The organism is Prodigiosinella aquatilis (assembly GCA_030388725.1).
GTDB lineage: Bacteria > Pseudomonadota > Gammaproteobacteria > Enterobacterales > Enterobacteriaceae > Prodigiosinella > Prodigiosinella aquatilis.
Map to the genome: position 1 here is coordinate 3,502,214 of CP128857.1, position 21,729 is coordinate 3,523,942.

Here is a 21,729-nt window from a genome sequence, read left to right on the forward strand (position 1 = left end):
ACACTGTCCTGTTTTCGTTAAACAGGGTCAGTGTCATCGATGGTGAGAAAAACGGATTTTAATGGCGTTTAGAAAACACCGCCGCATGGCGAGGTGAGAGGTGGGCAGAAAGCCAGCCTGTAAAGGCTTTATAAAGGATTTTCAGCCCACTACGCCCGCACGCAGCACATCTGCGTACCGGCAATGCGAAAAATCAACTATGAGCCGCTGATTCAAGGTGCCGCTGTATCGTATCGAGAACCGAGCGGACTGTCTCAGGTTGCAGCTCACCGTCGGCATCAATCGGCAGGTACGGACGGGCGGGTAACTCGACCGACTCATTACGGCCAGTCTTGCCGCCGAACTGATGGATAGCAGCATAGACAACATTGGTGCCGATAGTCGCATGACTGGAATCATAGTCTGTCGATACTGACGCAGCCAGCCTGCCCGTTTCTCTCAGCGTCTGGCCACTGCGGTCTTCTGCGGCCAGTGATACCACCCACTTCGGTCGCCCCTCATCGCCAAAATTCAGTGCAGTTTCCGTCTGCAACGTGCCGGCAATTTTACGCATCGCCGGGGTCATCTCGGTTGCCGCCATCTCCAGCGCACGCAACCCGCGCCGCAGCTCGCGGTCATTGATAGTGACAGAGACAGTACTCATTGTGTTAACTCCTGTTTTGCCAGCCCTGACAACGGGCCACGATACCGTGCCAGGTCAGGCCGGTAAGCCGCACCCGGCGCATATGACCAGCCGACATCCGTTGACACCTCATGACCGCCGCTTTTGAAAGTAGCGACCTGCTGCATTTCACCGGTTTTTTCGCTGACCAGTTTTAACGACCAGCCCATCATGTTGGCAGACTCAATAACCTTCAGGCCACGAGCCCGGATATGATCACGACTCAGCGCAATCACGCTACAGCGACAGCGCCACCCGTTCGGCGGATAGAACGCCTGCCAGAACGGGTCATCGAACCGGAAAACCTTGCCATGCAGTTGCAGGTGGCTTTTGCGGGTATGACTGTCGTTGATGCCGGTATACATCCAGAACGGACGGTCATCGACGTTTTCCATCTGCTCGGCCCAGCGGCCTGCACTATAGAGCACCGACATATTGGTACGGAAGATGGTATCGAGCCGCCACGGGCTACCCTGCTGAATAGTGACCGGTTCACCGGTGACCGGGTCGGTCGTGTCTCGCGGCCCCCACCAACCTTTGCGCTGCAAAACAGGCTCCAGCTCCTTGCGGAACCAGTTGCCGGTCTTGCCCTCGTCCAGTGCCTGTTGTAAGGCGGCGCGGATATCTTCAAGGATATCCAGCCGGGTGACTTTGGCCACGGTGAACGCCCTGGCGTGGGCCTCCTGCCAGACCTCTTCCCAGTCCCAGCTAATCGCAAACCCTTTTTTACGCAGATACTGCATTGCACGCTTCGGCGGCAGGGTCATGCAGTACGCCAGGTCAGCCGCTGTTGCGCTCATGCAGACGCCCCCATATGTTAGCCACGAACAGGATCCGGGCCAGACGTTCTTGCAGGTCATCACTGCCCATCTGCGGATACAGCTCTGTCAGATCACCGAGCAAATCAACCGGACGAACGCCCGCCTGAACCCGCTCAAACAGCGGGGCCAGCACAGGCTCCAGCGTCGTAGTCAACTTGCCCCCGTTCATCAAAATATCCAGTGCCTCATCCAGCGTATCCTGCACGTTCAGGTCAGCGGCCACGGCTTCGGCAAATTCGGGGCGGAGTGCCCCGGCCACCCCGGCAGCAGGCGTTTCGTCGATGTCGCCTTCCTGAAGCTGGTATTGCCGCTTCCAGTATTGCGCGGTGAACTTCGCCCCGGCCCGGCTCAGCTTCTCGTCTCGCGTGGCGAGCACATCATCAACGGATTCCTGTTCCCACAACTGGTAAACCGGGCTGTCAACGTTGCCGAAATTCAGCTCAACCACCCAGCGGATCATCTGGTTGATGGCACCTGTTACGATATCAGCATCACCGTCGCGGATATCCGCCGTCACCTCCAGCCCGGCCTGGGCGCTGGCTTTATTGCTACTGGCTTCGGTCGTCTGGTTCTGCCCCAGCAGCGCCATCGCAATTTCACTGCGTGATTCCCGAATCAGGTTCTGAAAAATCTCGCTGGAATCAGATTTGCCCGCCGCTTCTTTGATGTCCACTGACGAGTCATCCGGGATAGCCGCTACGGCGTCTTCAATCATCGCTTCCAGTGAGTCAAGCAAGGTGTTGATTTCACTTTGCGCCGTGCCTCGTGGATGTTTGCCGATGACCCACGGCGACCCATATTTCTCCGCGAACCGCACCCAGAAACGCCAGCCGCCCTTCTTGAACGCCACGGGCCAGAAACACATGCTCAGGTCAGGGAAACCGTAGGGGTTGTCATAGCTGGCGTCCTGCCGGGGCAGCAAGAATTTGTACTGCGGTACGGCTTCACCGTTCAGCCCGGCATCCCGCGCCCGGAAACGTAACTGGTTGGATGAATCGAACATGAACCATTCCGGCGGCTTGCCGACAACATCCGCAATAGACCAGGATTTCGCACTGCGTTGCCACATCAATTCGCACGGCTGGTAGCCGTAGAGAACGGCGTCAGTCATCTCGCCGATAATGCGCGAGACATCCAAATCAGCGAGCATATCGCGCACAAAATTAAATACCCGCACCTGGGCTGTGCCGCGCTCCATCCCGCGCTCCAGCGACTTGACAGCTGCTTTACGCCTGCGGATACAGCCACCCACGAGCGGATCAGTGCGTAACTCGCGATAGATTTTGATATCACGCCCTTGCGCCTTCAGGATTGGGTCGGGGTTCGGCAGATACATGCCGAATGCAGCGAAATCCATTGACCGCTCACGCCCGGCAATCTGCGCTGTCAGCGACTGGCTCGGCTCGGCAAAATTGACAAATTCAGTGGGGGACACCCAGATGCCTCGTGCCATTAGTAATTCTCCAGTAAACGGGTGGACGAACGGCGGCGGCGGGAGCTTGCCTTCACCGGCCCTTTGTTAATTTCACGGCTGGCAAAATACGCCAGCGCCAGCGAGATAGCCGAGTCCCCGTGGCGTTTGCCACTGTCCGACTTCGCTTTTGACCGCTGTTCCGGTACGCGGGGAACGCCGTTAACCACCTGAACGGCCCGCAGGTCATCCAGCGTGTCTTCATCTTTCGGCAAATCAATCAGGTTGCCATCCTCCAGCGCCGCCTTGACCGGCGGCATATGTTCCCGGTACCAGCTCTCGGTAGGCATGACCTGCTTCACCCGGCTGGAGCCGTAGCGCTGCATTGCATACTCCGCCAGATAGGAGCCATTACCTCGGGCATCAAGTGCCGCACCCATCAGGTTTGGTAGACCGTCCATCAGGTACCAGGTGATTTGTTCCTGCTGCTTGAACGGCACATTACGCAGCTCCATCACGAACGGTACGCGGCGTACCAGGTTCTTCTCCTGCAACAGTGGATAGTCCACCGACAGGTCACCGCTGCGGCCAAAGTCCCGCCCTAAAAACGAGCGGGCATCAGCGGGGAGCGCCTCCAGCAGCGGCTTCAGATTCTCATCCAGCCAGTCCTGCGTTTCACTGAAGCGCTCTGCATCGGGCTTCAGCTCGTAGCCCTCCGGGCAGGTCAGCCGCAGCACCGGCGTATCGGGTGACATACGGGACTCAATCAGAGCGCGGGACAGCCAGGCACCGCCGCCGTTGGCCGGGATACAGTCAAGCTCTTCGGATGCGCCGGTGCCGTAGAACTTGTACACCGACGCCATCCACGCCTGTTCAGCGTCCTGCGTCCATTCCTTCCCGGTTCGCAGGCAGACACGGTGAAACAAACCCTGCGCAACGGCTTCTTTGAAGGCAATTCGCTGTACGCTGCCCCCCTGACGCCCGGCACGGATATCGGTGATCTCAATGTTAAATTCATTTTTATCACCATCGTGGGTGGAGATAACGCGCACCTTGCCGCCCCAGATAAGCATCGCCATCGCAGCTTTAAGCAGCTCTTTCAGATTTTCATGGAACGCGGCTTCATCAATGACAATAACGCCCTGGCGGCCACGAAGATTAGACGGGCGACTGGAGAGCGCGACGATACGAAAACTGGAGTCAGGAAACGTGATGGTGTAGGTCTTGATGTGCTTATCGTCTTCGTCCTCTTCCCAGAACCCTTCTTCAATTTCACTGGCGGCATAGTTGAACACCCGCGCCCACATTGCACACGCCTGGATATATTCGATGGTCATATCCTGGTTGTAACCGATGTAATATACATTCATCCCGCCCGCTGCGATGGACGATGCCGCAATCAGCACGTTATCGGACGCTTCTGCCCACGTGATACCGGTACGGCGGCTTTTCTCCATAAACTTGACCGGAGATGGATCAGCAACCCAGCGCTGCTGATAAGGCAGCAGAACAGGTGGCGCGTCATTACCGGAAGTGTCAGGTATTACCGGCGCAAGCTGACTCATGTGGCAATCCCCAGAATTTCACGTCGCAGCGCCTGCACAGCATCAGCAGACAGGCCGCCCTTGCGGGCAATCTTCTCGGCGTTACCCGCCGCCAGCCGGGCGCGGTCACGGACTTCGCTCTGAAATTTCTTCAGGTTGACGGAGGCGCGGGACAGCGTGGCCACGTTTTTGGCGACTTTGGATAACAGCGCCACGCGCTCTTTGGGGTCGACTTCGCCTTCTTCCGCTTCCTGCAGCTGGACGATGCTCTCGAACAGCTCGGTCTGGATCAGGGCGATGACGGCTTCCGAACGCGCATCCTGATCGTCAGCCGCACCTTCGGTCAGCATACGGGCCGCTTCGGTGGCCGCACGGATAGCGCCGTAGCGGCGCTCAATCTTCTGCCCATAGCGATGGATAGCCGATTTGCTGATGACGTACCCCTGCTCACGCAGCAGGGATTCCAGTTCGGAATAGCCGCTGAAGCCGGATTCATTCAGCGCCCGCTCAAGCCAGCGCCGCACGTTTTCCGGCAGCTTATCTATCGTGCTGCGTCTGGCCATCATTCACTCCAGTACTTTTCCGGGCGGGCAATGCCGGGGCCGCATTCAACGGTATATTCCACCAGGTCAACACCGAGGCGGGTCAGATCGGCAAACCAGTCGCCAGAAGGCTTCTTCTCCAGATCAACCATCTTGCGGTCAGCCAGATAGTCAAGCTCCCGACGCAGCTCAAGATGCGTGGTGTCCGGGTAGATGGCGCGGGACACATCCAGCAGCAGCGTTTCGCTGGCGGTATACGGGCGGGTTTTGTTCAGAGCAACCAGCAGACTCCAGCGCAGGGATTCCCGGCGCACGCGGGTGATATCAACCATGGTGACCTCCTGTATGGCGGTACTGCTGTACCAGTTCCAGTTTGTTGTAGAGCGCGTCTAACTTGGCTTCGATGACCGTCTGGCCCCGGATGTAATCCTCGCGGCGGACGTAGTTCAGCGGTAAATCCGCCTTAAACCGCATAAATTCTTTTTCCAGTTCGCCCCAGTTTGAGGCTGACTGTTGCAGCGACTGCTCAAGCGAGGCAAATCGCGCCGCCTGACGCTCCTCCGCCTTGCTAAATAGCCACTTGGCCATACCGCCGACAAAACTCATAAAAGTGATGAGAAAGCCCACCACCGTCCAGAATTCAACCTGCAACGTCATTTCTGTAATCTCCTTCTCGTTCGTCCAGCAGACCGTTTATTTGACTGCGCCAGACGCGGCACTGCTTCGCGTTGTCGATGATGTTGGCGAGGACGTCACGCTGGGAGACGCCTGAGTCGCGTAGCCAGGCGTCAGGGGATTCAGGAGGCCGGGGCGCTGTGCCAGTACCGGGGATAGCGGCGGTAGCGCTGCCTGCATGACCGCTGTCGACGGATGCGTCGGCATATCCGAGTGCGGCGTTGTACTGGCGCACGAAACCGCGAGTAAACACGCACTCAATGGGATGGTTCTTGCCTTTTTCATCAATCCAGCGCTGTGTGACATCATCAATTTTCTCTTTAAGTTGTTGATTCTGGTTTTCAAGCTGTGCCATCTGCTCAAGGTAACTGGCCTCGGCCTGGTGACCTGCGGCAACTTGTGCCTGATAGCGCTCCGACCAGGCCCGCAGAGCAGCGTTTTCCAGCTCCACCTGCTCCCTCTGGTATGTGTCAAACTTCGATTGCAACTGATTGAGCGAGACATTCCCGTCGCGCTCTGCACTATCGTGTCCCTCGCGGTAGCCCCAGCGGTAAAGGCCATACAGAACACCAGCAATAGCAAGGGCCAGCAGCATGCCGCGCCACGGTAGTTTTTTTATCAGACTAGTCCACACAGCTGCCGCCTCCCCATGTCAGATAACGTGGAGCCAGTTCCAGCAGGATACGTTGCGGATAATGGCGGTTCTCACGCCAGGTGGCTGAATTACGCCCGGCGTTGACAGTGGCGACCTGGCTGAACCAACGCTGACGATCCAGCCCGCGTTGTGCGGCCAGCTTCTGGTCGCGCTGTACCCAGCCCAATCCGCCGTTATAGCCGGACAACGCCATCGCCATCCGCTCGCAACTATCAGCAACATTGATGCGCTGCCATAGCCAGCGGTCATAGCTGGTCAGCGCCCGAATGGCCCATGCGGGGTTAAACGGCTGATTAGCTGCCAGATCAGGAATAGCATTGCTGATCCACTCAGAGGTTGACGGCATAAACTGCGCCAGACCGCGTGCGCCGACGGGCGACACCGCTCGCGGGTTCCAGCCGGATTCCTGATGCAGTTGGGCAGCAAAGTCAGCAACCGGGGCATTCAGCCCCCAGTCGAGGCGGGCATTACGTATCACGTCGTTGCGATATTGCTGTGCGGCAGCGGGCGGCTGCGCGGCATGAGCTTGGCTGAAAAAGCCCCCCCAGAACAGCAGTAACAGCAATACTCCAACTGAGATCAGCGTAACCCGTACATCATGCCGAGCTGTCTTGCGCTTGCCGTGGTTATCCATCGCATATCCGCAAACTATCAGCAGAATGATTAATAAAATTCTTTGCGGCCAGCCCATGATTACAGCCCCATCGCAACAGCGAGGCACACAGCCGCCACAATGATCGCCCGGCGAATCAGCGCGGCGGCAAACACCATGTGATAGCCGGTTTTGACCGGATACAGGCCAACATCCATCAAAGATGGCTCATGCTTCAGGTACTGGCCCAATGCCGCTTTGGGAAATAGCGAGCGGTCAAGCCAGTAACCGAGCACAGCGGCCAGCGTAATCAGGGCGATTTTGTAGATAACGACGGGGAGCTGTTGCGGTGATACCAGTGCAATCACGGCCAGCAGCAGAACGGCAGTAATCTGCCAGCCGAACAGGCGTTCCAGACGTTTGATGCGGAATTTTTTAGTGAAGTTCATAGCTGTCTCCTTGTGTAGTGGAGACAGCATGACGGATTGTGTTACGTGGGGATTTTAAACAGCGTTAATAGCAACAAGAGGAAGGCAAACACCAGTATGGTGGAGAAAACCAGCTCCACGACGGGAGCAGGTCATTGTCGATTTTAGCGCGTTAGGGAGAAACATGAATCACAATATGCACGCATTGAGTTTTAAATTGGCGAACTGCCTTTCACCAACGGTTCATACGGGAATTCACAAATTACTTAGTGAATGTCTTCAATATTCGGATGGGATTGCCGTATTTCAAATGCAATTACCTCCAATGCTTGCTGCCACTCTTCAGCGTCCGCTGACACCTCCAGATAGCTGCTATTTCGCTGGGCATGTCCACTCAGTTGTATCATCCGGCTTGAATACAGCCAAACAGCCAGGGCGTGGTGACTTATTATCTGGCGTGGGTGGTAGGGTCACTGTTTTTTTCGGTTTAGGTGGTGCTTGTCTAATGCCTTTTGAACAACTCACTGCGCTTTCATAATATAAGTCATATTGACGCTTAATTTGTTTTAAGGCGGCGCTAATTTTTTGCGGTTCATTTGAGGATAAATCGTCAAGCGAGCTAACTTGCTCTGACCACCAACTCTGGGCATATGCACCCGTCATCCTACAGGAACCATAAGCCGGGAACATATCGCCTTCCATGACAAACTGCTTACCCTCATTTTCCAGCTGTCTGAATAATCGGCCGTAGTTAGGGAAATCATCAGGCTGCCAGTCTGTTTTCTGCTTAACTTCCTGCACTGTATCCCATACTTTTTTCAGATACGTTACGCCAATATCAATACGCTCTTTGTCATTTAACTTTGCGAAATCATACGGCTTATACGTTAATTGGTCGGCATAGAGATAGAACCAATAGTCGCTATCTAAACCCTGTACAACTCTGTTTAGAGCAACGGATTTACAAACATTTTTTGGCACCCTGATAGCCGTGCCTTCTTTATTGATTTCAATGAAGCAGTTATGCCCGGTGGCAACATATTCAGCAGGAATGGTGGCATTATCAGGAATGTGAAACTTGATGGTTAAAAACCGGTTACGCTCAACAGCCTTTTCCTGGAATTGTTCAGCGTATTTATCAAGACCGGGGAGTAACTGGCGGATAGCGGGTAACAATCGATTGATATCAGTATCATCGGTTGTTATTGAGAATGTGGGTGCTGGAGCCTTTTTCTGTTCGGTTTTGGTACTGTTTTCTTGTTCATCGCCGCATCCAGCCAGTATCAGTACCATAGGAATGGCAAATTTAAATTTGCGCATAGTCAATATCCTTATCTAAATCATGAATTTCTACGGCGTAAAATCACGTCTATCGCATCAATAATTGATTGATTTTCATTGATGATTATTGATTCTATCTTTCTAATCTTATCCATTTTCTTAACAAAAAAAGATAAAAAAAACGCCCATCCAATCAAAACAAAAAAGACTTTATCACCCAGAATAAAGATTGGCGGTTCTTTATTGAGCAACAAATAGCCATTTAATAAAGCAGAAAAGAAGGCCGAAAGCATAAGAGCAAGGCTAATCATTGTCGGGCCATTAAGATAACAGCGACGCTTTGCATCATTCTTTTTCACAGTGAGGTTCTTGCGCATTACGCGCAAAGTATGATCATCCATTTCATGGAGTTCAAGAGGACGCTGGGGAGCAGGATTGATGTTGACAACCGAACCAACGTGAATAGAACCAGGATTACTCCCGCCTACAGTTATCGTTATTTGTCTTTCCTGTCCGTCATCAAAAGGCAATCCTTTCAAACTATCAGCAATCTGTGCACTGAGAGCTGAAAGCTCTTTTTCTCGGCTATCCATTTTTTCCCTTCGATATTAATTGTTAACCACCAGTTTTAGAATGCTGTCAATTTTCACGTCATCAACCGAGCGTTCTTTTATTAAAAAATTATAGATTCTGGACGATTGCAAAATGAGTTCGTCAGATGTCCAACGCCGTCCAGCAGATTTTGCAATCAAATCTAATTTTTGGACAATTTTTATTAGCAACTCTGTATCTATATCCGCGCCATGAGCTGATTTCGTTTCTTGATGCTGACCAGTAATAACATAGGCAACATCCAATCCTTTTTGAGACCAACGATGCATTGCATCAATGCCTGGCGATGATTCGTCTTGCTCCCAGCGAATCTGTGTCTTGCGTGATGCACCTGCGAGTTCCGCAAACTCCGCCTGACTAAACCCTAAGCGCTCACGCTCACCTTTTAGTCGTTTCCCTTGTGACATTTTTGTCCCTCCATAGCTTTACATGTGACATTTTTGGGACTAATATTAATCATAAATCAATCAATCATCATTCAATAATCATTGACCACTTAGGAGGCCAGACCATGCAAAAGACTCCAGACCAGGTTAAGCAGCAACTGCATCAGCGCGGTGTCACGGTCACACAGTGGGCGGCGCAAAACGGTTATCCACGGCAAGCCGTCTATCGCGTACTGAATGGCTTTGTAAAAGCCAAGTACGGCAAGTCCCATGAGATTGCTGTAGCGCTCGGTCTAAAGCCTGCTGCCTGACCAACCTTTCATTATAGGAAACAGATTATCACATATTCGAAAACGGTGAACAGCATGAAACCAAGCACATTGCGAGCCGGTCAGCGCGTGTTAATTACTCCGCTAACACCATCAGGTAACACGCTGAACGGGACGTTTATCCGCCGTGTTAAACGACAACCGGGCCACCCGGCACACAGCATTATCCGTGTTGACGAATTCGTAGGATTAAGAGGGACCGACGACCTGGGCGATACGCCGTATTCCGACTATGACGCCGCACGTCGATTTTTGATTCTGGAGGCATAACCATGAGCAAACTGAACGTTTCCAGCGCTGGCACCCGCATTCTCAAGGTGTTTAAAGCCCTGAAAGGACATACGTTAACAGGGCTGTCAAACAGCGAGTTAGCCGCTGCGTTAGACGACTCGCCAGCCAACATTAACCGTGCACTGAATACGCTGATCGAGGAAGGATTAGCGCAAAAACTGGACAACGGACGTTTTGCCCTCTCCATGCAGACACTGCAAATAGCCCACGCGCACGCGAATGAAATCGCCCGGGCGCAGGACAGAATCAATGAAATGAGTCAACGACTCATTGCTGGCAGCCGCTAATAAGGATCAAGAACGATGGCACGCACAAAACAAGAACCGTCTCAATTAGTGGAGGACGCTCCGTTATCGGGCGAACTAAATGTAAAACTGAATGCAATGACCGAGCACCGTATGCAGGTTATGCAGCAATTTGGTGATGGCCTGCCGTATGAACGTGATCGCATCGTTCACGAAGCGCGTTTTTATATGGCGCAATCAGCCGAGGCCATGCTGGAAGCAGGTAAACGTCTGGTTATTCTCAAAGAAAATGAACCACATGGTGATTTTACAGAGATTGTAGAAAGCCAGCTAGGATTGGCACAGCGCACAGCACGTATGATGATGCAGGCTGCTCTCAAATACTTATCCCCAGCACTAGAGCCAAAACGGCAAGCGCTTGCCGTTTTAGGTAAAACAAAATTATTCGAGCTAATGACAGAGGATGATGATGAACTCGCTGCATTAGCTGATGGCGGCACTATAGCGGGTGCAACACTCGACGATATCGACCGTATGACCAGCCGGGAACTGAAAGCCGCTCTGCGCGAAACCCGTGAAACCAACGCTGCACAGCAGCGCGTGCTGGCCGATAAAAACGAAAAAATTGACACACTTTCAACAAAGCTGGAAAAGAAATCCCGTCTCCAGCCACCCAAGCCTGACGAGGAAGTCAAGCGCTTGCGTACCGAGGTTGCAGGCGTTGCTACCGATGCCGAATCGGCGATTACCGTTCGCCTTTCCAATGCATTTGAAACGCTGGTCGCCTATTGCGCTGAAAACTTCATTGATGTCCCCAAAGACTTTATGGCGGGGCTGCTCTGCGAGCTGGAAACGCAGGTGCGCTCTCTGCGTGCAACGTTTGACCTTCCCGATTCGCCCACAGGAACTGACAGACCTGCCTTTCTGGATGAACCCGAGCCGCAGATACAAAAACCGGACTGGATGGATAGCGAGGACGCATAAATGAGTGCTGCCATGACCGAAAAACTGGTGGCCATTGCCCGCGCCGCCCGCGAGGCGGGGCACGGTGGACGTGGCGCTATTTATGACTCTGCCTGTGTGGAACTGGGCATGTCCCGCGCCACGCTGTTACGCAAGCTGAAGGAGGTCACAGTGACGGATAAACGCAAAAAGCGCACTGATGCAGGGCAAAGCACGCTGACGCGTGACGATGCCGCCGTGATATCCGCCACACTGATGGAAGCCACCCGTAAGAACGGCAAGCGGCTGTATTCCATCGCGGATGCCGTTGAAGCTCTGCGGGCCAACGGCATGATTACGGCAGGCCGCCTGGATGAATCCACCGGTGAGTTTATCCCGTTATCTGAAACTGCTATCAGCCGCGCTCTGCGCGGCTATGGATTGCACCCTGACCAGTTAAGCCAACCCGCCCCGGTCACTGAGCTGGCCAGCCGCCACCCCAATCATGTGTGGCAAATCGACGCGTCGCTCTGCACGTTGTACTACCTCAGCAACGGCCATAACGGCTTGCAAGTGATGGACAGCGCCAAATTTTACAAAAACAAGCCGGGTAATGTGGCTCGTATCGCCAGTGATCGGGTATGGAGTTATGAAATCACCGACCATACGTCTGGCTGGATCTATGTCGAGTATGTGATGGGTGCAGAATCCGGCGAGAACCTGTGTTCTGTGCTGATTAACGCCATGCAAGAGCGCAGCGGTGCCGATGTGCTGCATGGCGTGCCGAAAATCCTCTACCTCGACCCCGGATCGGCCAACACCGCAGGTATGACAAAGAACCTGTGCCGTGCGCTGGGCATTGATTTGATGGCGCACAAGGCCCACGCAGCCCGTTCGACAGGCAGTGTTGAAAAGGCCAGGGATATTATCGAGAGGAAGTTAGAGCCGGGGTTGAAGTTCCAGCCCATATTTAGCCTTGACGAGCTGAATACCCTGGCAAAGAACTGGCGGGGGCATTTTAACGCCACAGCAAAACACAGCCGCCACGGTAAAACCCGCACCGACGTCTGGCTGAAAATCACCGCAGAGCAACTGGTAAAAGCGCCATCCGTCGAAGTCTGCCGCGAGCTTGCCGTGGCGACACCGGAGGAACGCAAAGTCACGCCGAAGCTGCGCGTGTCGTTCAGGGGCATTGAATACGATGTGTCTACCGTACCCGGCGTAATGATCGGTGAAAAAATGCTGATCACACGCAACCCCTGGCGCACTGACGCTGCACAAGTCGTGCTGACTGGTGAAGATGGTCGCGAGACGTTTTTCCTGGTTGATGAGGTCACCAAGAACGAATTCGGTTTCGCTGATTCTGCTGCCGTTATTGGCGAACGCTACAAAGCCCAGGCTGACACGCCCGCCCAGACCGCAGCCAGGGCGCTGGAACAGTTGGTGACAGGTACAGATAACGCCACCGACGCGGTAGCAGCACGCAAGGCGAAGGCGCTGCCGTTCGGTGGAAAACTTGACCCGTATAAACACATCGACGACGCCACGCTGCCAACATTTATGCCGCGTCGCGGTCAGGCATCAGAGGTACGCGGGCCGCGTATTGAGCAACGCCCGCTTACCCACGTTGAAGCGGCTAAAGCCCTGCGCGAGAAGTTCTCTGCCAGCGGCCATAACTGGACGCCGGAACACTACCGCCAGTTGGTGGCGCAGTACCCGGACGGCGTACCTGAAGACCTGTTGGATGATGTAGCAAAGTCACTGATGGCTCCGGTTTCCAACGTTATCAACATCGTCAACGGCAATTAAAAGAAAGGGGGTGAGCATGTTGGTACTGAAAGGACAGTTAAAACAGGCGCAGCTGTCACAGGCCGTTGTCGCCAGAAGCATCGCTGTGTCAGAGGCCACACTGGCACAGATTGTTAATCACAATACGTGGCCACGCACCAACGCCGGGGAAGTTCGTCAGAGATTAACAAGATTTCTGGCAGCAAAAGGGATTGATACAGATAAGAGTTTTGACGCAGTGCAGGATGCTGACACACCCCGCACTGCTGATACCACAGATACAACGGAGGAGAATATGTTACTCAAAAAACAGGTGCTGTTTCCAGCGACAAAAAAGGCATTCGGGCTGTTCCGTGACCCGTTCGCTGACGACGCCATGCAAGGTGCAGACGATGTGTTTACAATGCCAGATATCCGTTATGTGCGCGAAGCGCTGTACCAGACCGCCCGCCACGGTGGATTTATGGCGGTTATTGGTGAGTCTGGCGCAGGCAAATCGACACTGCGCCGTGACCTTATCGAACGAATCAACCGCGAGAATGCGCCTGTGATTGTCATTGAGCCGTACATTATTGCGATGGAGGACAACGACGTTAAAGGGAAGACTTTGAAAGCCACCGCCATTGCAGAAGCGATTATCAACACCATCGCCCCGCTGGAGGGCGTCAAACGCTCGCAAGACGCACGTTACCGTCAACTGCATCGTGTACTGAAAGAGAGCTGTGCAGCGGGTTACAACCACGTTCTGGTGATTGAGGAAGCCCACAGCCTGCCCATCCCGACATTGAAGCACCTCAAGCGTTTTTTTGAGCTGGAAAGCGGGTTTAAGAAGCTGTTATCCATCGTGTTGATTGGACAGCCGGAACTGGCTACTAAGCTCTCTGAACGCAATATGGAGGTGCGGGAAGTTGTCCAGCGTTGTGAGGTTGTAGAATTGTTGCCACTGGATAACAGCCTGGAGGCATTCCTGACATTCAAACTGGAGCGTACCGGGAAGAAGCTGGCTGACGTTATGGACGCCAGCGCGGTGGACGCCATTCGCGCCCGTCTCAGTAATCAGGTTGGTGGTCGGAAAGGCGTCGTCAGCCTGTTGTATCCGCTGGCTGTCAGCAATCTGGTGATTGCCGCCATGAATCTGGCCGCTGAAATCGGTGTGCCGATGGTGAACGCCGATGTGGTTAAGGGGGTTTAACAATGAAATCTATCCCGAATATTACCCAGCAGTTAGCCGACCTACAGTTGGCGATGGTATCACTGCAAGCCATGAACGCTACCGTTCAGAGTGTCATGATGTGCGGCAAACAGCCAGTTATCCGCATTGCCAGAAATGGCCACTGCGCAAAATTAATTGAAAGCGGTAAAGCCAGTTATACCCATGTGGGATGTGGACGTACCGGACTTTTTCGTCAGGGAGTATTTGAACAATATGGTTGCCGCATTATCTGGTCAGAATCATTACATTGAGGAGTAGACAAATGACCGCCATTAATAAAGAAGAATATATGACTGATCGCAAAGGTCGATTAGTCCCAATTAATCAGGTTTCAGACTATGACCTGGCAATGGATACGTTTGTAAAAGAACAGGTCGCCGCTGCAAAAGTCAAAAGCACTGAACTGCGTGATTTCAAGAACCGGGCTTTCAACGAATGTTATGCCTGGTTGGATCTGGTTGCCGAGAAATATGGCCGAACTCGCGGAGGAGCGAAAGGCAATGTCACATTCAGCAGTTATGACGGGAGCCTGCAAATCCGCATTGCCGTGCAAGATTCACTGACGTTCGGGCCTGAGTTACAGATAGCGAAAGACCTGATCGATGAATGCGTTACCGAATGGTCGCAGGATGCCAATGACAACTTGCGGGCATTAATTACTGATGCGTTCTCTGTTGATAAAGAAGGGCAGTTGAACACCGGTCGTATTTTATCGTTACGCCGTATCAAAATTGCAGATGAACGCTGGCTGAAAGCCATGGAGGCGATTTCTGAGTCATTACAGGTTGCCGTATCGAAAACGTATATTAATTTTCGGGAAAAAGACGACGCAGGAAAATTAATTAATATCCCACTGGATATCGCTGCCATTTAATTATTTAAACATGATTTTTCTTTTATTTCGGCGTCAGCGCCAGGGAATTCTGCGCACCTAATTCAGCATAACCACTATTTTGGAGATCACATGATTAAAGGCATTGCACACAATCGCTCAACGCTATACCGCATGGCGTTAAAGCAATTCGGCCCTGATTCCCAGGCGCTAAAACTCATCGAAGAAGCGGCGGAATTGAGCGCGTCAGCATCACGTAACCTAAATGGCCTCGATAACGAGGTCGATTTAACGGAGGAAATGGCTGATGTCGAAATCATGATCGAACAGTTCAAGCTGAATGGAATGGATAAGTTAATCGAGTTTGCGAAATACAATAAATTGAAGCGACTGGCTGAACGGTTGGGGGTGGAAAATGTCAGCGAAAAATAGAAACCTATTGGTGAAATGCACTCGATGCAGAAATAAACATCTGGAATCGGAACGTGTAAATAAACGTGACTTCAAAGTTAGAACGTTCCCAACTTATGACTCAACCTGTCCTCGCTGTGGTGGCAAAAACTATTACGATTTGACGCCGCAGTTCGCATGGTGCTGGGCCAGTGGTCTGATTGAAGTCGGCGATGCATTGCCCACTGATAAAGCAAATGGCTCAGGCGCTATTCAGATAGCTATGGGGCCAAAATGCACATTAAAAAGCTGGCTTGAGGTTGTTGCCCGCCACGGTAAGGGAGTCAGTGCTGGGAAACTGTTGGTTCCCGGTGTACCTGAAGCGCCAGATGGGGACTCGGCATTGACGGCATTGCAAGCATGGCTGAAATGGTGTGCGCCAAGAACGCCGAAACGCAGTGATATCACGGTCGTCTACGGAGGTGGTGCATGATTATCGGCTTTGTATTGCTGGTATCAGCCTGTGGTACTGGTTTCTGTGATGCCCTGCCTGTGACAGATGATATTTATCTGAACCGGGAGTCATGCCAGTTGGTGATGGATATCGTCCATGAGCGCCGCCCAAATGCCGTTCTTATCTGTGGTGAAGTTTGGCGGGGGAATAGTGATGAACAGAACCCAGCTAATTAAGCTGATCCATGTGGCCAAACGTGAACTACGACTGGACGATGATACCTATCGCCAGTTGTTGACCACGATCACCACTAAAACGTCAACGCGGGATATGGACGTCCCGCAGTTAGACAACGTAATGAAAGCAATGAAAAAACGTGGGTTTAAAATTAAGCCCGCGAGAAAGGCTAACAGCACTATCCCGTTAGATGATGCCCCTCAGTCCCGAAAAATCCGCGCATTATGGCTGGAAATGGCGGATACAGGAATCATTCGTGACCGTTCTGAAGCGGCGATGGTGCGCTGGGTAAAGCGTGAAACAGACGTTGATAGCCTGCGTTGGCTTGGTACTGAAGACGCCAGCCAGGTGATCGAAAAATTGAAGAAGTGGCAATGCAGAGCGAGGAAACACGCATGAGCAATGACACCAATACGTTCCGCAGCAAAGGGCCGGAATTACTGATTGAACTGGCGCAACATACCGCTATCACAGCCCGTGAAGTCGTAGATACCATCAGCCAGGAAGTCGCTGAGCAGATTGGTGAAGCCGTGGCAAATAAGATGATGCAGGTATGGGGCGGGCAAAATGTTTATTTCCCAATGGGTATGGCGTGGAGAGTTAGCCAGCGCGATCTCCAGATTTTCTCAGCGTTTAATGGACATAATCATCATGAGCTGGCTCGCCAGTTCGGATGCTCACTACAGTGGGTATACAGCGTTGTGAAACGGGTCAGGAAAGAGGAACTGGCGCGGATGCAAGGCAGGCTGTTTGACGATGACGACGAGAAATAACCTTCAAACTTACAGGCCGAACACGAATTTTCTCTGAATTTTTCGACGGCCTAATTTTTTCACATACGGTAAGATAATTACAAGGTTCATCCAGTCTCTTCCCACCTCACCCCGGTTTATCCCATAATTATCTCGCAGGTTATGTATTATTTATCTCACTTCTCATCATTTTGTTTTCTGGGGCGTGAAGTTGTTCGATTTGCTGTTTATCGCCTTGAACTTACTACCGTCAATGGCAACCACCACATCGGTGAACATCTGCATCTGCCGACACAGATCAATGAAAGCCCGGCAAGCATTTTTGATGCCTTTACCATTGTTTTTTCTGAAGTCTGCAATGGTTTTAAAATCAGGTGTTAATCGCTCAAGTAACCACATCAATTCAACGTTACGATAGGCTTCTTTTTCTAACCTGCGGGATGACTGAATGCGATTGAGGTATCCATAAATGTACAGCTTCAGCATGGTTGCGGGGTGATATCCTGGCCGCCCGGTTTGTTTTGCATTAACACGCTCGAAGCCAAGTACATCAAGCTGTAATTCATCAACAAAGACATCAATAACTCTGACTGGGTTATCCTCGGTGACAAAATCATCCAGCACTTCAGGCAGCAACGTCACCTGATGTCTGCCCTGACCTTTAATGTGATGGGTCATATCTGCACCCGCAATATGTAATCGTATCCTTCTAATTTTAATAAATAAAGTGGGTTGACGCATGGGTTTATCAAGAATGGTTGATCATATTAAGTCACTGCTTAGACCAAAAACTGATCAGCAGTTTTCACACAGCCTGGGCACGAAGAGGACAGCCCCAAAAGTCATGACGTCCGATCTGAGCGAGAATCGGACTATGCAGGAAAATATAAAAAAATATATGCCTTAAAAAGGTAGCATTACTTACCATCCAAAATAATGTAAAGTTTATTAATTAGTTTAATACCCTTATCGTAACCTTGAAAGGAACTGACAATGCTAGAAATAAATAAAAATGAGTGGGTGATAAGTGCTCACAAAGCAATTGTTAAAGAGTTATCAGATAGCTTTCAAAACCAGCAGCAAGACTCATGGAGTGAAAACTATATAACAACTAGGATGTTGATAGCACTTCTAGGTTTTGGTCAAGATATTAAATGGACCTCCATGTCTCAGAGAATAAAATGGGATTCATTTAAATTAAAAGGTGCGAAAGAAACTGAACTTGGTGACATCGCATTTTTTATAAAAATAATGTTAACATCTGAATTGTATTTAGAGGGGGTTGTCTTTTATGAGGCTAAAAGGCAATACTACGATGAAAAATATGATCCACTAGGATTTAAGTCAATTAAACTAGAGCAGTTAATTAGAATTCAAGAAGTTACAAGCGCAAGTAATATTCTGCTATATGATGTGGATATTAAAAAAGAGAATGCTGGAGCTTTTTCCTTACCTACAGTTTTCGTTGAAAAGATAATAAGTGAAGCACCATTAGCTGTACCGGGACGTATATTGACTCATTATGGCAATCCTTGGGTGAAATCATTGTCTGAAAATCTTTCCGGCTTTGGTCTCGATTACTCACCAGATGCGGTGAATAAGATGAAGGAAATTATAAAATCGTCAGAACAACCATTACATGTTATTAATGCTAGCACGAGTATGCTAGGTATAATCGAACCTGAATTGGACAGCAGCTTTATTCCAATGGATAGCTATGAAAATCTGATCTCCCCTCCATCGCCAGATCCAACTATCTCACGTTCCAAGAAAAATAGGATGGGTTAAATATTGAATGTTTCCCTCTTTAAAAAGCATTAACTGAGGGGGACTTTTCGCTCGATGTCCGCTTCTGGCACTGAGTTGACAATCACCTCCGATTAACCTCCACAAGGGTTTTCGGAGTAGTAGGTATGAGCCAGCACAGATTAAAATTAAAAGCACTATTTCTCATTTTTCGACCCATTTCGCCAATCTACGCCACAGCAAGTTGCCCCAATAGGTAGCAAAAGTCATCATATCCCCTTATTACGCCGTCTAGCGATTTGGAGGAGCCGAAGATGAAATACCCTACGCAACCACCCGAGGCGACAGCAAGCACCACGGAACGGCATTCCAACAGCACATCACCCTTTCCTGGCACTGAAGCCTACGAAGCGCTGCCACAACATCCCCGGCATTGCCCCCTTCCCTTTCTCCGGACTATCCGGCGCCAGGAGTTACGTCAAATCGTGCCGTTATCGGAAACAACGATCTACGAGATGGAACGTCGTGGGGAATTTCCACAGCGTTTCAATCTGACGCCGCGCTGCGTTGTATGGGATCTGGATGAAGTAGAAAAATGGATCGAAGCCCGCAAACAAGCGATGCCCACAACTTCAGCAAGAACGGCAATAAAACCTGATGTCCGTTTACGAAAAACCCGCTCAGTAAGGGCGGGTTCGCATCAAAAATGACAGCCTTGGTTAACATTAGCCAACTAAAGCTTCCAGATCTCTGGTCTCAGGAGGCGGTAAACGGCGAGCTTCTTTTGCCAGATTAACCTGCATCGCTATCTCCGCCACTTCCAGCACATCTTGCGGCAATCGGTAATTTCCTCGGTTCTGCAACCAGGACAAAATATCCGCCAGATGCCAGATTGATGCGCTGCCTTCATGAACCGGCACTGGAAAGCTGTCCGGATAAGCCAGCATCAATTTGCGCATATTTTGCCTCGATACGCCGACAATCTCTGCCGCATCGGTCAGCCCAACCAGATCCGGTGCAGCCTCGATCAACTTCGCTGAAGGCACTGCGTGTCGAACATCTGCTAGCGCACTGCATACGGCGCCCTCAGCGCTGGCGGCTTCGCGGGTAAATTCTAACGCCAATCGGCCCGGCAATCCAACGCCAACCAGAGCATCGTCGCATCCGGCCTCACCAAGACGTTCGACAATCGCATCTGGCTGACTATCGTCAGCGGCAAGCTGATATTTTAAGGTAAAGATGTATTCCATCATGACTCCTCATCGTCGGGATCACGCTGTTTACGATGCGAGATGCAGTTATCCACTACCCGGCGCAACGCGCGCGCATGGTTGCCCGAATTCTTCGGCGTGCTCCAGACGCTGGTGATGCAAAACTCTCCGCAACGGCACTCATGGTCATTGTAAGGACAATATATCTTTCCCCAGGCGTGACTGCCGCCGACTTCAATTCGCCAGCCCTGCTCTTCAGCATATCGGAGCGCTTCCTCAACCTCTTTTTTCGGATGTGAAGGACGGGTCATTTATTGACCTCCAGTATGGATCGCGATGCTGTAGTTGTCAAATGACAACCCAATAATATTGAATGCTTCATACCGATGCTCTCAATACCGGCACCGTGACATTTTCCGGCATCAGCGTTGGTACGTAGTTCCGGCCATCAATCCAGGCTTCGACCATGTTGGACCACTCTTGCAGCATATGCCGACGCTGCTCTGCATACTCAGCCTTGTTGTAGATCGAGCGCGAGGAGCGACCTTCTTCATGCGCCAGGCATTTTTCAATCCAGTCCCGGTTGAACCCCACCTCATTAAGCAATGTAGAGCCGGTGCGGCGCAAATCGTGAACGGTAAACGGATCCAATGGTAAACCGTTGGCCTGAGCACGCTGAACCACAAGCTGCGTGACCCGATTAAGCGTGGCGTGCGACATGCTGCGATGACCGTCATAACGTGAAGGCAGCACGAATCTTGAGCCGGAGGCACAGGTATGCAGCGCCACAAAAATATCCAGCATCTGTCGGGATAAATAAACGACATGTGGGTTTCGTCGCTTCATCCGTTCTTTAGGGATGGTCCAGGTAGCGTTCTCGAAATCGATTTCATTCCAGGTAGCCTCCACCAGCTCGCTTTTGCGTACCAGGGTCAACAGAACCAGACGCAGAGCCAGACGGATGGTCGGGTAAGAAGCCACAGACTCAAGTTGATGGAACGCCAGGCGGATCTCGGTTGGCGAGAGCGCCCTTTCCTTCGGTGCGAAAGTGGCAATCGAGGCGGCTTTGACCTCATCGGCCGGGTTAGTGACCTTCTCCCCATGCAAAATGGCAAAACCATAAATCTGTTTAACAATATCGCGAATATGCACCGCCGTCGCCGGAGCGCCACGCGCCTTAACCTTGTTGCACAAGGCACGTAAATCATCTGGGCTGATTTCGGTGAGTAGCCGGTTACGGTAAACCGGCAGGATATCGCGCTCCATGATGCTTTTGCGCATGGAGCGAGTGCTATCGGCCATGCGCGCGTCCACCAGCCAGCGGGCCGCCATATCATCAAAATGTTTGGCTGCGGTCAAACGGCGTTTCTCACGCTGTTTTTCATGTGCCGGGGAACGCCCTTCGCTAATTGCACGCTTGGCATCCAGCAACTTTTCGCGGGCCAGCGCCAGAGAAATACCGGCAGGGCCGTAGCGGCCAATAGTGAGGGTTTCGCGCCGTCCATTAAGACGGTAATCATAGCGGAAGGTAACGGTACCGGCGACGGATACCATGACATACATGCCATCCCGGTCGGAAACCTTGTACGGTCTGGCTTTGGGCTTGAGATTGCGTAGTGCTGTGTCGGTGAGCATCGCGCTTTTCCTCCTGTTCAATGGCGGTTTTTACCGTCAGGGGTCAGGAAGTCTGA

31 protein-coding genes and 1 pseudogene are annotated in these 21,729 nt (G+C 51.8%); 15 read left to right on the top strand and 17 right to left on the bottom strand.

The genetic code is table 11. The features are described 5' to 3' along the window. Positions 1-193: 193 nt before the first annotated feature. The 13 genes from PCO85_16255 to PCO85_16315 form a co-directional block, all read right to left on the bottom strand. Positions 194-643 carry a phage virion morphogenesis protein gene (locus tag PCO85_16255; protein WJV52759.1) on the bottom strand — a complete coding sequence of 150 codons (450 nt, stop codon included), beginning with the start codon at positions 641-643 and terminating at the stop codon, positions 194-196. Continuing rightward, entirely contained in the window at positions 640-1,461 is an 822-nt protein-coding gene (locus PCO85_16260; GenBank protein WJV52760.1) for a phage minor head protein, read from the bottom strand. The genes PCO85_16255 and PCO85_16260 overlap by 4 nt, the downstream gene beginning before the upstream one ends. Continuing rightward, entirely contained in the window at positions 1,442-2,935 is a 1,494-nt protein-coding gene (locus tag PCO85_16265) for a DUF935 domain-containing protein (protein WJV52761.1), read from the bottom strand. Before PCO85_16265 ends, PCO85_16260 begins: the two co-directional genes overlap by 20 nt. Continuing rightward, complete coding sequence (locus PCO85_16270; protein ID WJV52762.1) at positions 2,935-4,458, bottom strand: hypothetical protein; 1,524 nt, start codon at positions 4,456-4,458, stop codon at positions 2,935-2,937. Before PCO85_16270 ends, PCO85_16265 begins: the two co-directional genes overlap by 1 nt. Next, positions 4,455-5,000 carry a DUF3486 family protein gene (locus PCO85_16275; GenBank protein ID WJV56113.1) on the bottom strand — a complete coding sequence of 182 codons (546 nt, stop codon included), beginning with the start codon at positions 4,998-5,000 and terminating at the stop codon, positions 4,455-4,457. Before PCO85_16275 ends, PCO85_16270 begins: the two co-directional genes overlap by 4 nt. Next, positions 5,000-5,311: a hypothetical protein gene (locus PCO85_16280; GenBank protein WJV52763.1), complete on the bottom strand. Its 312-nt coding sequence runs from the start codon at positions 5,309-5,311 to the stop codon at positions 5,000-5,002. Before PCO85_16280 ends, PCO85_16275 begins: the two co-directional genes overlap by 1 nt. Beyond that, positions 5,304-5,636, bottom strand: coding sequence for a hypothetical protein (locus tag PCO85_16285; protein ID WJV52764.1), 333 nt, complete (start codon positions 5,634-5,636; stop codon positions 5,304-5,306). Before PCO85_16285 ends, PCO85_16280 begins: the two co-directional genes overlap by 8 nt. Continuing rightward, positions 5,620-6,288 carry a hypothetical protein gene (locus PCO85_16290; GenBank protein ID WJV52765.1) on the bottom strand — a complete coding sequence of 223 codons (669 nt, stop codon included), beginning with the start codon at positions 6,286-6,288 and terminating at the stop codon, positions 5,620-5,622. Before PCO85_16290 ends, PCO85_16285 begins: the two co-directional genes overlap by 17 nt. Beyond that, positions 6,278-7,000: a transglycosylase SLT domain-containing protein gene (locus tag PCO85_16295; protein ID WJV52766.1), complete on the bottom strand. Its 723-nt coding sequence runs from the start codon at positions 6,998-7,000 to the stop codon at positions 6,278-6,280. Before PCO85_16295 ends, PCO85_16290 begins: the two co-directional genes overlap by 11 nt. A gap of 2 nt (positions 7,001-7,002) precedes the next feature. Continuing rightward, a complete protein-coding gene (locus tag PCO85_16300) occupies positions 7,003-7,350 on the bottom strand; it encodes a putative holin (GenBank protein WJV52767.1) in 348 nt (115 codons plus the stop codon). Positions 7,351-7,701: 351 nt separating this feature from the next. Further along, positions 7,702-8,649: a hypothetical protein gene (locus PCO85_16305; protein WJV52768.1), complete on the bottom strand. Its 948-nt coding sequence runs from the start codon at positions 8,647-8,649 to the stop codon at positions 7,702-7,704. Between the two features lie 20 nt (positions 8,650-8,669). After that, the gene (locus tag PCO85_16310) at positions 8,670-9,203 is read right to left on the bottom strand and encodes a hypothetical protein (GenBank protein ID WJV52769.1); all 534 of its coding nucleotides are present in this window, start codon (positions 9,201-9,203) and stop codon (positions 8,670-8,672) included. 15 nt (positions 9,204-9,218) lie between these two features. Next, entirely contained in the window at positions 9,219-9,629 is a 411-nt protein-coding gene (locus PCO85_16315) for a helix-turn-helix transcriptional regulator (GenBank protein WJV52770.1), read from the bottom strand. A gap of 104 nt (positions 9,630-9,733) precedes the next feature. On the opposite strand from PCO85_16315, the gene PCO85_16320 reads away from it, so the two are divergent. From PCO85_16320 to PCO85_16380, 13 genes are all read left to right on the top strand, one after another. Further along, entirely contained in the window at positions 9,734-9,919 is a 186-nt protein-coding gene (locus tag PCO85_16320; protein ID WJV52771.1) for a DNA-binding protein, read from the top strand. A gap of 54 nt (positions 9,920-9,973) precedes the next feature. Beyond that, positions 9,974-10,207 carry a hypothetical protein gene (locus PCO85_16325; GenBank protein ID WJV52772.1) on the top strand — a complete coding sequence of 78 codons (234 nt, stop codon included), beginning with the start codon at positions 9,974-9,976 and terminating at the stop codon, positions 10,205-10,207. A gap of 2 nt (positions 10,208-10,209) precedes the next feature. Further along, a complete protein-coding gene (locus PCO85_16330; protein WJV52773.1) occupies positions 10,210-10,515 on the top strand; it encodes a helix-turn-helix domain-containing protein in 306 nt (101 codons plus the stop codon). A gap of 15 nt (positions 10,516-10,530) precedes the next feature. After that, positions 10,531-11,457 carry a DUF3102 domain-containing protein gene (locus PCO85_16335; protein WJV52774.1) on the top strand — a complete coding sequence of 309 codons (927 nt, stop codon included), beginning with the start codon at positions 10,531-10,533 and terminating at the stop codon, positions 11,455-11,457. Next, the gene (locus tag PCO85_16340) at positions 11,458-13,224 is read left to right on the top strand and encodes a DDE-type integrase/transposase/recombinase (GenBank protein ID WJV52775.1); all 1,767 of its coding nucleotides are present in this window, start codon (positions 11,458-11,460) and stop codon (positions 13,222-13,224) included. Between the two features lie 16 nt (positions 13,225-13,240). After that, a complete protein-coding gene (locus tag PCO85_16345; GenBank protein ID WJV52776.1) occupies positions 13,241-14,395 on the top strand; it encodes an AAA family ATPase in 1,155 nt (384 codons plus the stop codon). A 2-nt stretch (positions 14,396-14,397) separates the two neighbouring features. Further along, positions 14,398-14,667, top strand: coding sequence for a hypothetical protein (locus PCO85_16350; GenBank protein WJV52777.1), 270 nt, complete (start codon positions 14,398-14,400; stop codon positions 14,665-14,667). 11 nt (positions 14,668-14,678) lie between these two features. Further along, complete coding sequence (locus PCO85_16355; protein ID WJV52778.1) at positions 14,679-15,290, top strand: DUF3164 family protein; 612 nt, start codon at positions 14,679-14,681, stop codon at positions 15,288-15,290. A gap of 90 nt (positions 15,291-15,380) precedes the next feature. Next, a complete protein-coding gene (locus PCO85_16360; GenBank protein ID WJV52779.1) occupies positions 15,381-15,680 on the top strand; it encodes a hypothetical protein in 300 nt (99 codons plus the stop codon). Beyond that, on the top strand, positions 15,664-16,131 hold the full coding sequence (locus PCO85_16365; protein WJV52780.1) for a hypothetical protein: 468 nt from the start codon (positions 15,664-15,666) through the stop codon (positions 16,129-16,131). The genes PCO85_16360 and PCO85_16365 overlap by 17 nt, the downstream gene beginning before the upstream one ends. Next, the gene (locus tag PCO85_16370; GenBank protein ID WJV52781.1) at positions 16,128-16,328 is read left to right on the top strand and encodes a hypothetical protein; all 201 of its coding nucleotides are present in this window, start codon (positions 16,128-16,130) and stop codon (positions 16,326-16,328) included. Before PCO85_16365 ends, PCO85_16370 begins: the two co-directional genes overlap by 4 nt. Then, positions 16,306-16,728, top strand: coding sequence for a regulatory protein GemA (locus tag PCO85_16375; protein WJV52782.1), 423 nt, complete (start codon positions 16,306-16,308; stop codon positions 16,726-16,728). Before PCO85_16370 ends, PCO85_16375 begins: the two co-directional genes overlap by 23 nt. Further along, positions 16,725-17,102: a Mor transcription activator family protein gene (locus tag PCO85_16380; protein ID WJV52783.1), complete on the top strand. Its 378-nt coding sequence runs from the start codon at positions 16,725-16,727 to the stop codon at positions 17,100-17,102. The genes PCO85_16375 and PCO85_16380 overlap by 4 nt, the downstream gene beginning before the upstream one ends. A gap of 183 nt (positions 17,103-17,285) precedes the next feature. On the opposite strand, the pseudogene PCO85_16385 reads toward PCO85_16380, so the two are convergent. Next, a pseudogene (locus PCO85_16385) lies at positions 17,286-17,759 on the bottom strand (transposase). 315 nt (positions 17,760-18,074) lie between these two features. On the opposite strand from PCO85_16385, the gene PCO85_16390 reads away from it, so the two are divergent. After that, a complete protein-coding gene (locus tag PCO85_16390) occupies positions 18,075-18,869 on the top strand; it encodes a hypothetical protein (GenBank protein ID WJV52784.1) in 795 nt (264 codons plus the stop codon). Positions 18,870-19,141: 272 nt separating this feature from the next. Further along, the gene (locus PCO85_16395; protein WJV52785.1) at positions 19,142-19,537 is read left to right on the top strand and encodes an AlpA family phage regulatory protein; all 396 of its coding nucleotides are present in this window, start codon (positions 19,142-19,144) and stop codon (positions 19,535-19,537) included. Positions 19,538-19,552: 15 nt separating this feature from the next. Here the strand turns inward: PCO85_16395 and PCO85_16400 are convergent, their stop codons facing one another. From PCO85_16400 to PCO85_16410, 3 genes are all read right to left on the bottom strand, one after another. Continuing rightward, complete coding sequence (locus PCO85_16400; GenBank protein ID WJV56114.1) at positions 19,553-20,077, bottom strand: DNA-binding protein; 525 nt, start codon at positions 20,075-20,077, stop codon at positions 19,553-19,555. After that, positions 20,077-20,349: a hypothetical protein gene (locus PCO85_16405; GenBank protein ID WJV52786.1), complete on the bottom strand. Its 273-nt coding sequence runs from the start codon at positions 20,347-20,349 to the stop codon at positions 20,077-20,079. Before PCO85_16405 ends, PCO85_16400 begins: the two co-directional genes overlap by 1 nt. Positions 20,350-20,416: 67 nt before the next feature. Continuing rightward, positions 20,417-21,673 carry a tyrosine-type recombinase/integrase gene (locus PCO85_16410; protein WJV52787.1) on the bottom strand — a complete coding sequence of 419 codons (1,257 nt, stop codon included), beginning with the start codon at positions 21,671-21,673 and terminating at the stop codon, positions 20,417-20,419. Between the last annotated feature and the right edge of the window lie 56 nt (positions 21,674-21,729).

Excerpts from the sequence above, each read along its gene's own strand:
- PCO85_16315 (WJV52770.1), bottom strand. The coding sequence starts at position 9,629 with ATGTCACAAGGGAAACGACTAAAAGGTGAGCGTGAGCGCTTAGGGTTT.
- PCO85_16325 (WJV52772.1), top strand. The coding sequence starts at position 9,974 with ATGAAACCAAGCACATTGCGAGCCGGTCAGCGCGTGTTAATTACTCCG.
- PCO85_16360 (WJV52779.1), top strand. The coding sequence starts at position 15,381 with ATGATTAAAGGCATTGCACACAATCGCTCAACGCTATACCGCATGGCG.
- PCO85_16305 (WJV52768.1), bottom strand. The coding sequence starts at position 8,649 with ATGCGCAAATTTAAATTTGCCATTCCTATGGTACTGATACTGGCTGGA.
- PCO85_16370 (WJV52781.1), top strand. The coding sequence starts at position 16,128 with ATGATTATCGGCTTTGTATTGCTGGTATCAGCCTGTGGTACTGGTTTC.
- PCO85_16380 (WJV52783.1), top strand. The coding sequence starts at position 16,725 with ATGAGCAATGACACCAATACGTTCCGCAGCAAAGGGCCGGAATTACTG.
- PCO85_16365 (WJV52780.1), top strand. The coding sequence starts at position 15,664 with ATGTCAGCGAAAAATAGAAACCTATTGGTGAAATGCACTCGATGCAGA.
- PCO85_16335 (WJV52774.1), top strand. The coding sequence starts at position 10,531 with ATGGCACGCACAAAACAAGAACCGTCTCAATTAGTGGAGGACGCTCCG.
- PCO85_16355 (WJV52778.1), top strand. The coding sequence starts at position 14,679 with ATGACCGCCATTAATAAAGAAGAATATATGACTGATCGCAAAGGTCGA.
- PCO85_16310 (WJV52769.1), bottom strand. The coding sequence starts at position 9,203 with ATGGATAGCCGAGAAAAAGAGCTTTCAGCTCTCAGTGCACAGATTGCT.
- PCO85_16265 (WJV52761.1), bottom strand. The coding sequence starts at position 2,935 with ATGGCACGAGGCATCTGGGTGTCCCCCACTGAATTTGTCAATTTTGCC.
- PCO85_16280 (WJV52763.1), bottom strand. The coding sequence starts at position 5,311 with ATGGTTGATATCACCCGCGTGCGCCGGGAATCCCTGCGCTGGAGTCTG.
- PCO85_16330 (WJV52773.1), top strand. The coding sequence starts at position 10,210 with ATGAGCAAACTGAACGTTTCCAGCGCTGGCACCCGCATTCTCAAGGTG.
- PCO85_16400 (WJV56114.1), bottom strand. The coding sequence starts at position 20,077 with ATGGAATACATCTTTACCTTAAAATATCAGCTTGCCGCTGACGATAGT.
- PCO85_16350 (WJV52777.1), top strand. The coding sequence starts at position 14,398 with ATGAAATCTATCCCGAATATTACCCAGCAGTTAGCCGACCTACAGTTG.
- PCO85_16300 (WJV52767.1), bottom strand. The coding sequence starts at position 7,350 with ATGAACTTCACTAAAAAATTCCGCATCAAACGTCTGGAACGCCTGTTC.
- PCO85_16255 (WJV52759.1), bottom strand. The coding sequence starts at position 643 with ATGAGTACTGTCTCTGTCACTATCAATGACCGCGAGCTGCGGCGCGGG.
- PCO85_16375 (WJV52782.1), top strand. The coding sequence starts at position 16,306 with ATGAACAGAACCCAGCTAATTAAGCTGATCCATGTGGCCAAACGTGAA.
- PCO85_16340 (WJV52775.1), top strand. The coding sequence starts at position 11,458 with ATGAGTGCTGCCATGACCGAAAAACTGGTGGCCATTGCCCGCGCCGCC.
- PCO85_16405 (WJV52786.1), bottom strand. The coding sequence starts at position 20,349 with ATGACCCGTCCTTCACATCCGAAAAAAGAGGTTGAGGAAGCGCTCCGA.
- PCO85_16395 (WJV52785.1), top strand. The coding sequence starts at position 19,142 with ATGAAATACCCTACGCAACCACCCGAGGCGACAGCAAGCACCACGGAA.
- PCO85_16270 (WJV52762.1), bottom strand. The coding sequence starts at position 4,458 with ATGAGTCAGCTTGCGCCGGTAATACCTGACACTTCCGGTAATGACGCG.
- PCO85_16285 (WJV52764.1), bottom strand. The coding sequence starts at position 5,636 with ATGACGTTGCAGGTTGAATTCTGGACGGTGGTGGGCTTTCTCATCACT.
- PCO85_16345 (WJV52776.1), top strand. The coding sequence starts at position 13,241 with ATGTTGGTACTGAAAGGACAGTTAAAACAGGCGCAGCTGTCACAGGCC.
- PCO85_16295 (WJV52766.1), bottom strand. The coding sequence starts at position 7,000 with ATGGGCTGGCCGCAAAGAATTTTATTAATCATTCTGCTGATAGTTTGC.
- PCO85_16390 (WJV52784.1), top strand. The coding sequence starts at position 18,075 with ATGCTAGAAATAAATAAAAATGAGTGGGTGATAAGTGCTCACAAAGCA.
- PCO85_16260 (WJV52760.1), bottom strand. The coding sequence starts at position 1,461 with ATGAGCGCAACAGCGGCTGACCTGGCGTACTGCATGACCCTGCCGCCG.
- PCO85_16275 (WJV56113.1), bottom strand. The coding sequence starts at position 5,000 with ATGGCCAGACGCAGCACGATAGATAAGCTGCCGGAAAACGTGCGGCGC.
- PCO85_16320 (WJV52771.1), top strand. The coding sequence starts at position 9,734 with ATGCAAAAGACTCCAGACCAGGTTAAGCAGCAACTGCATCAGCGCGGT.
- PCO85_16410 (WJV52787.1), bottom strand. The coding sequence starts at position 21,673 with ATGCTCACCGACACAGCACTACGCAATCTCAAGCCCAAAGCCAGACCG.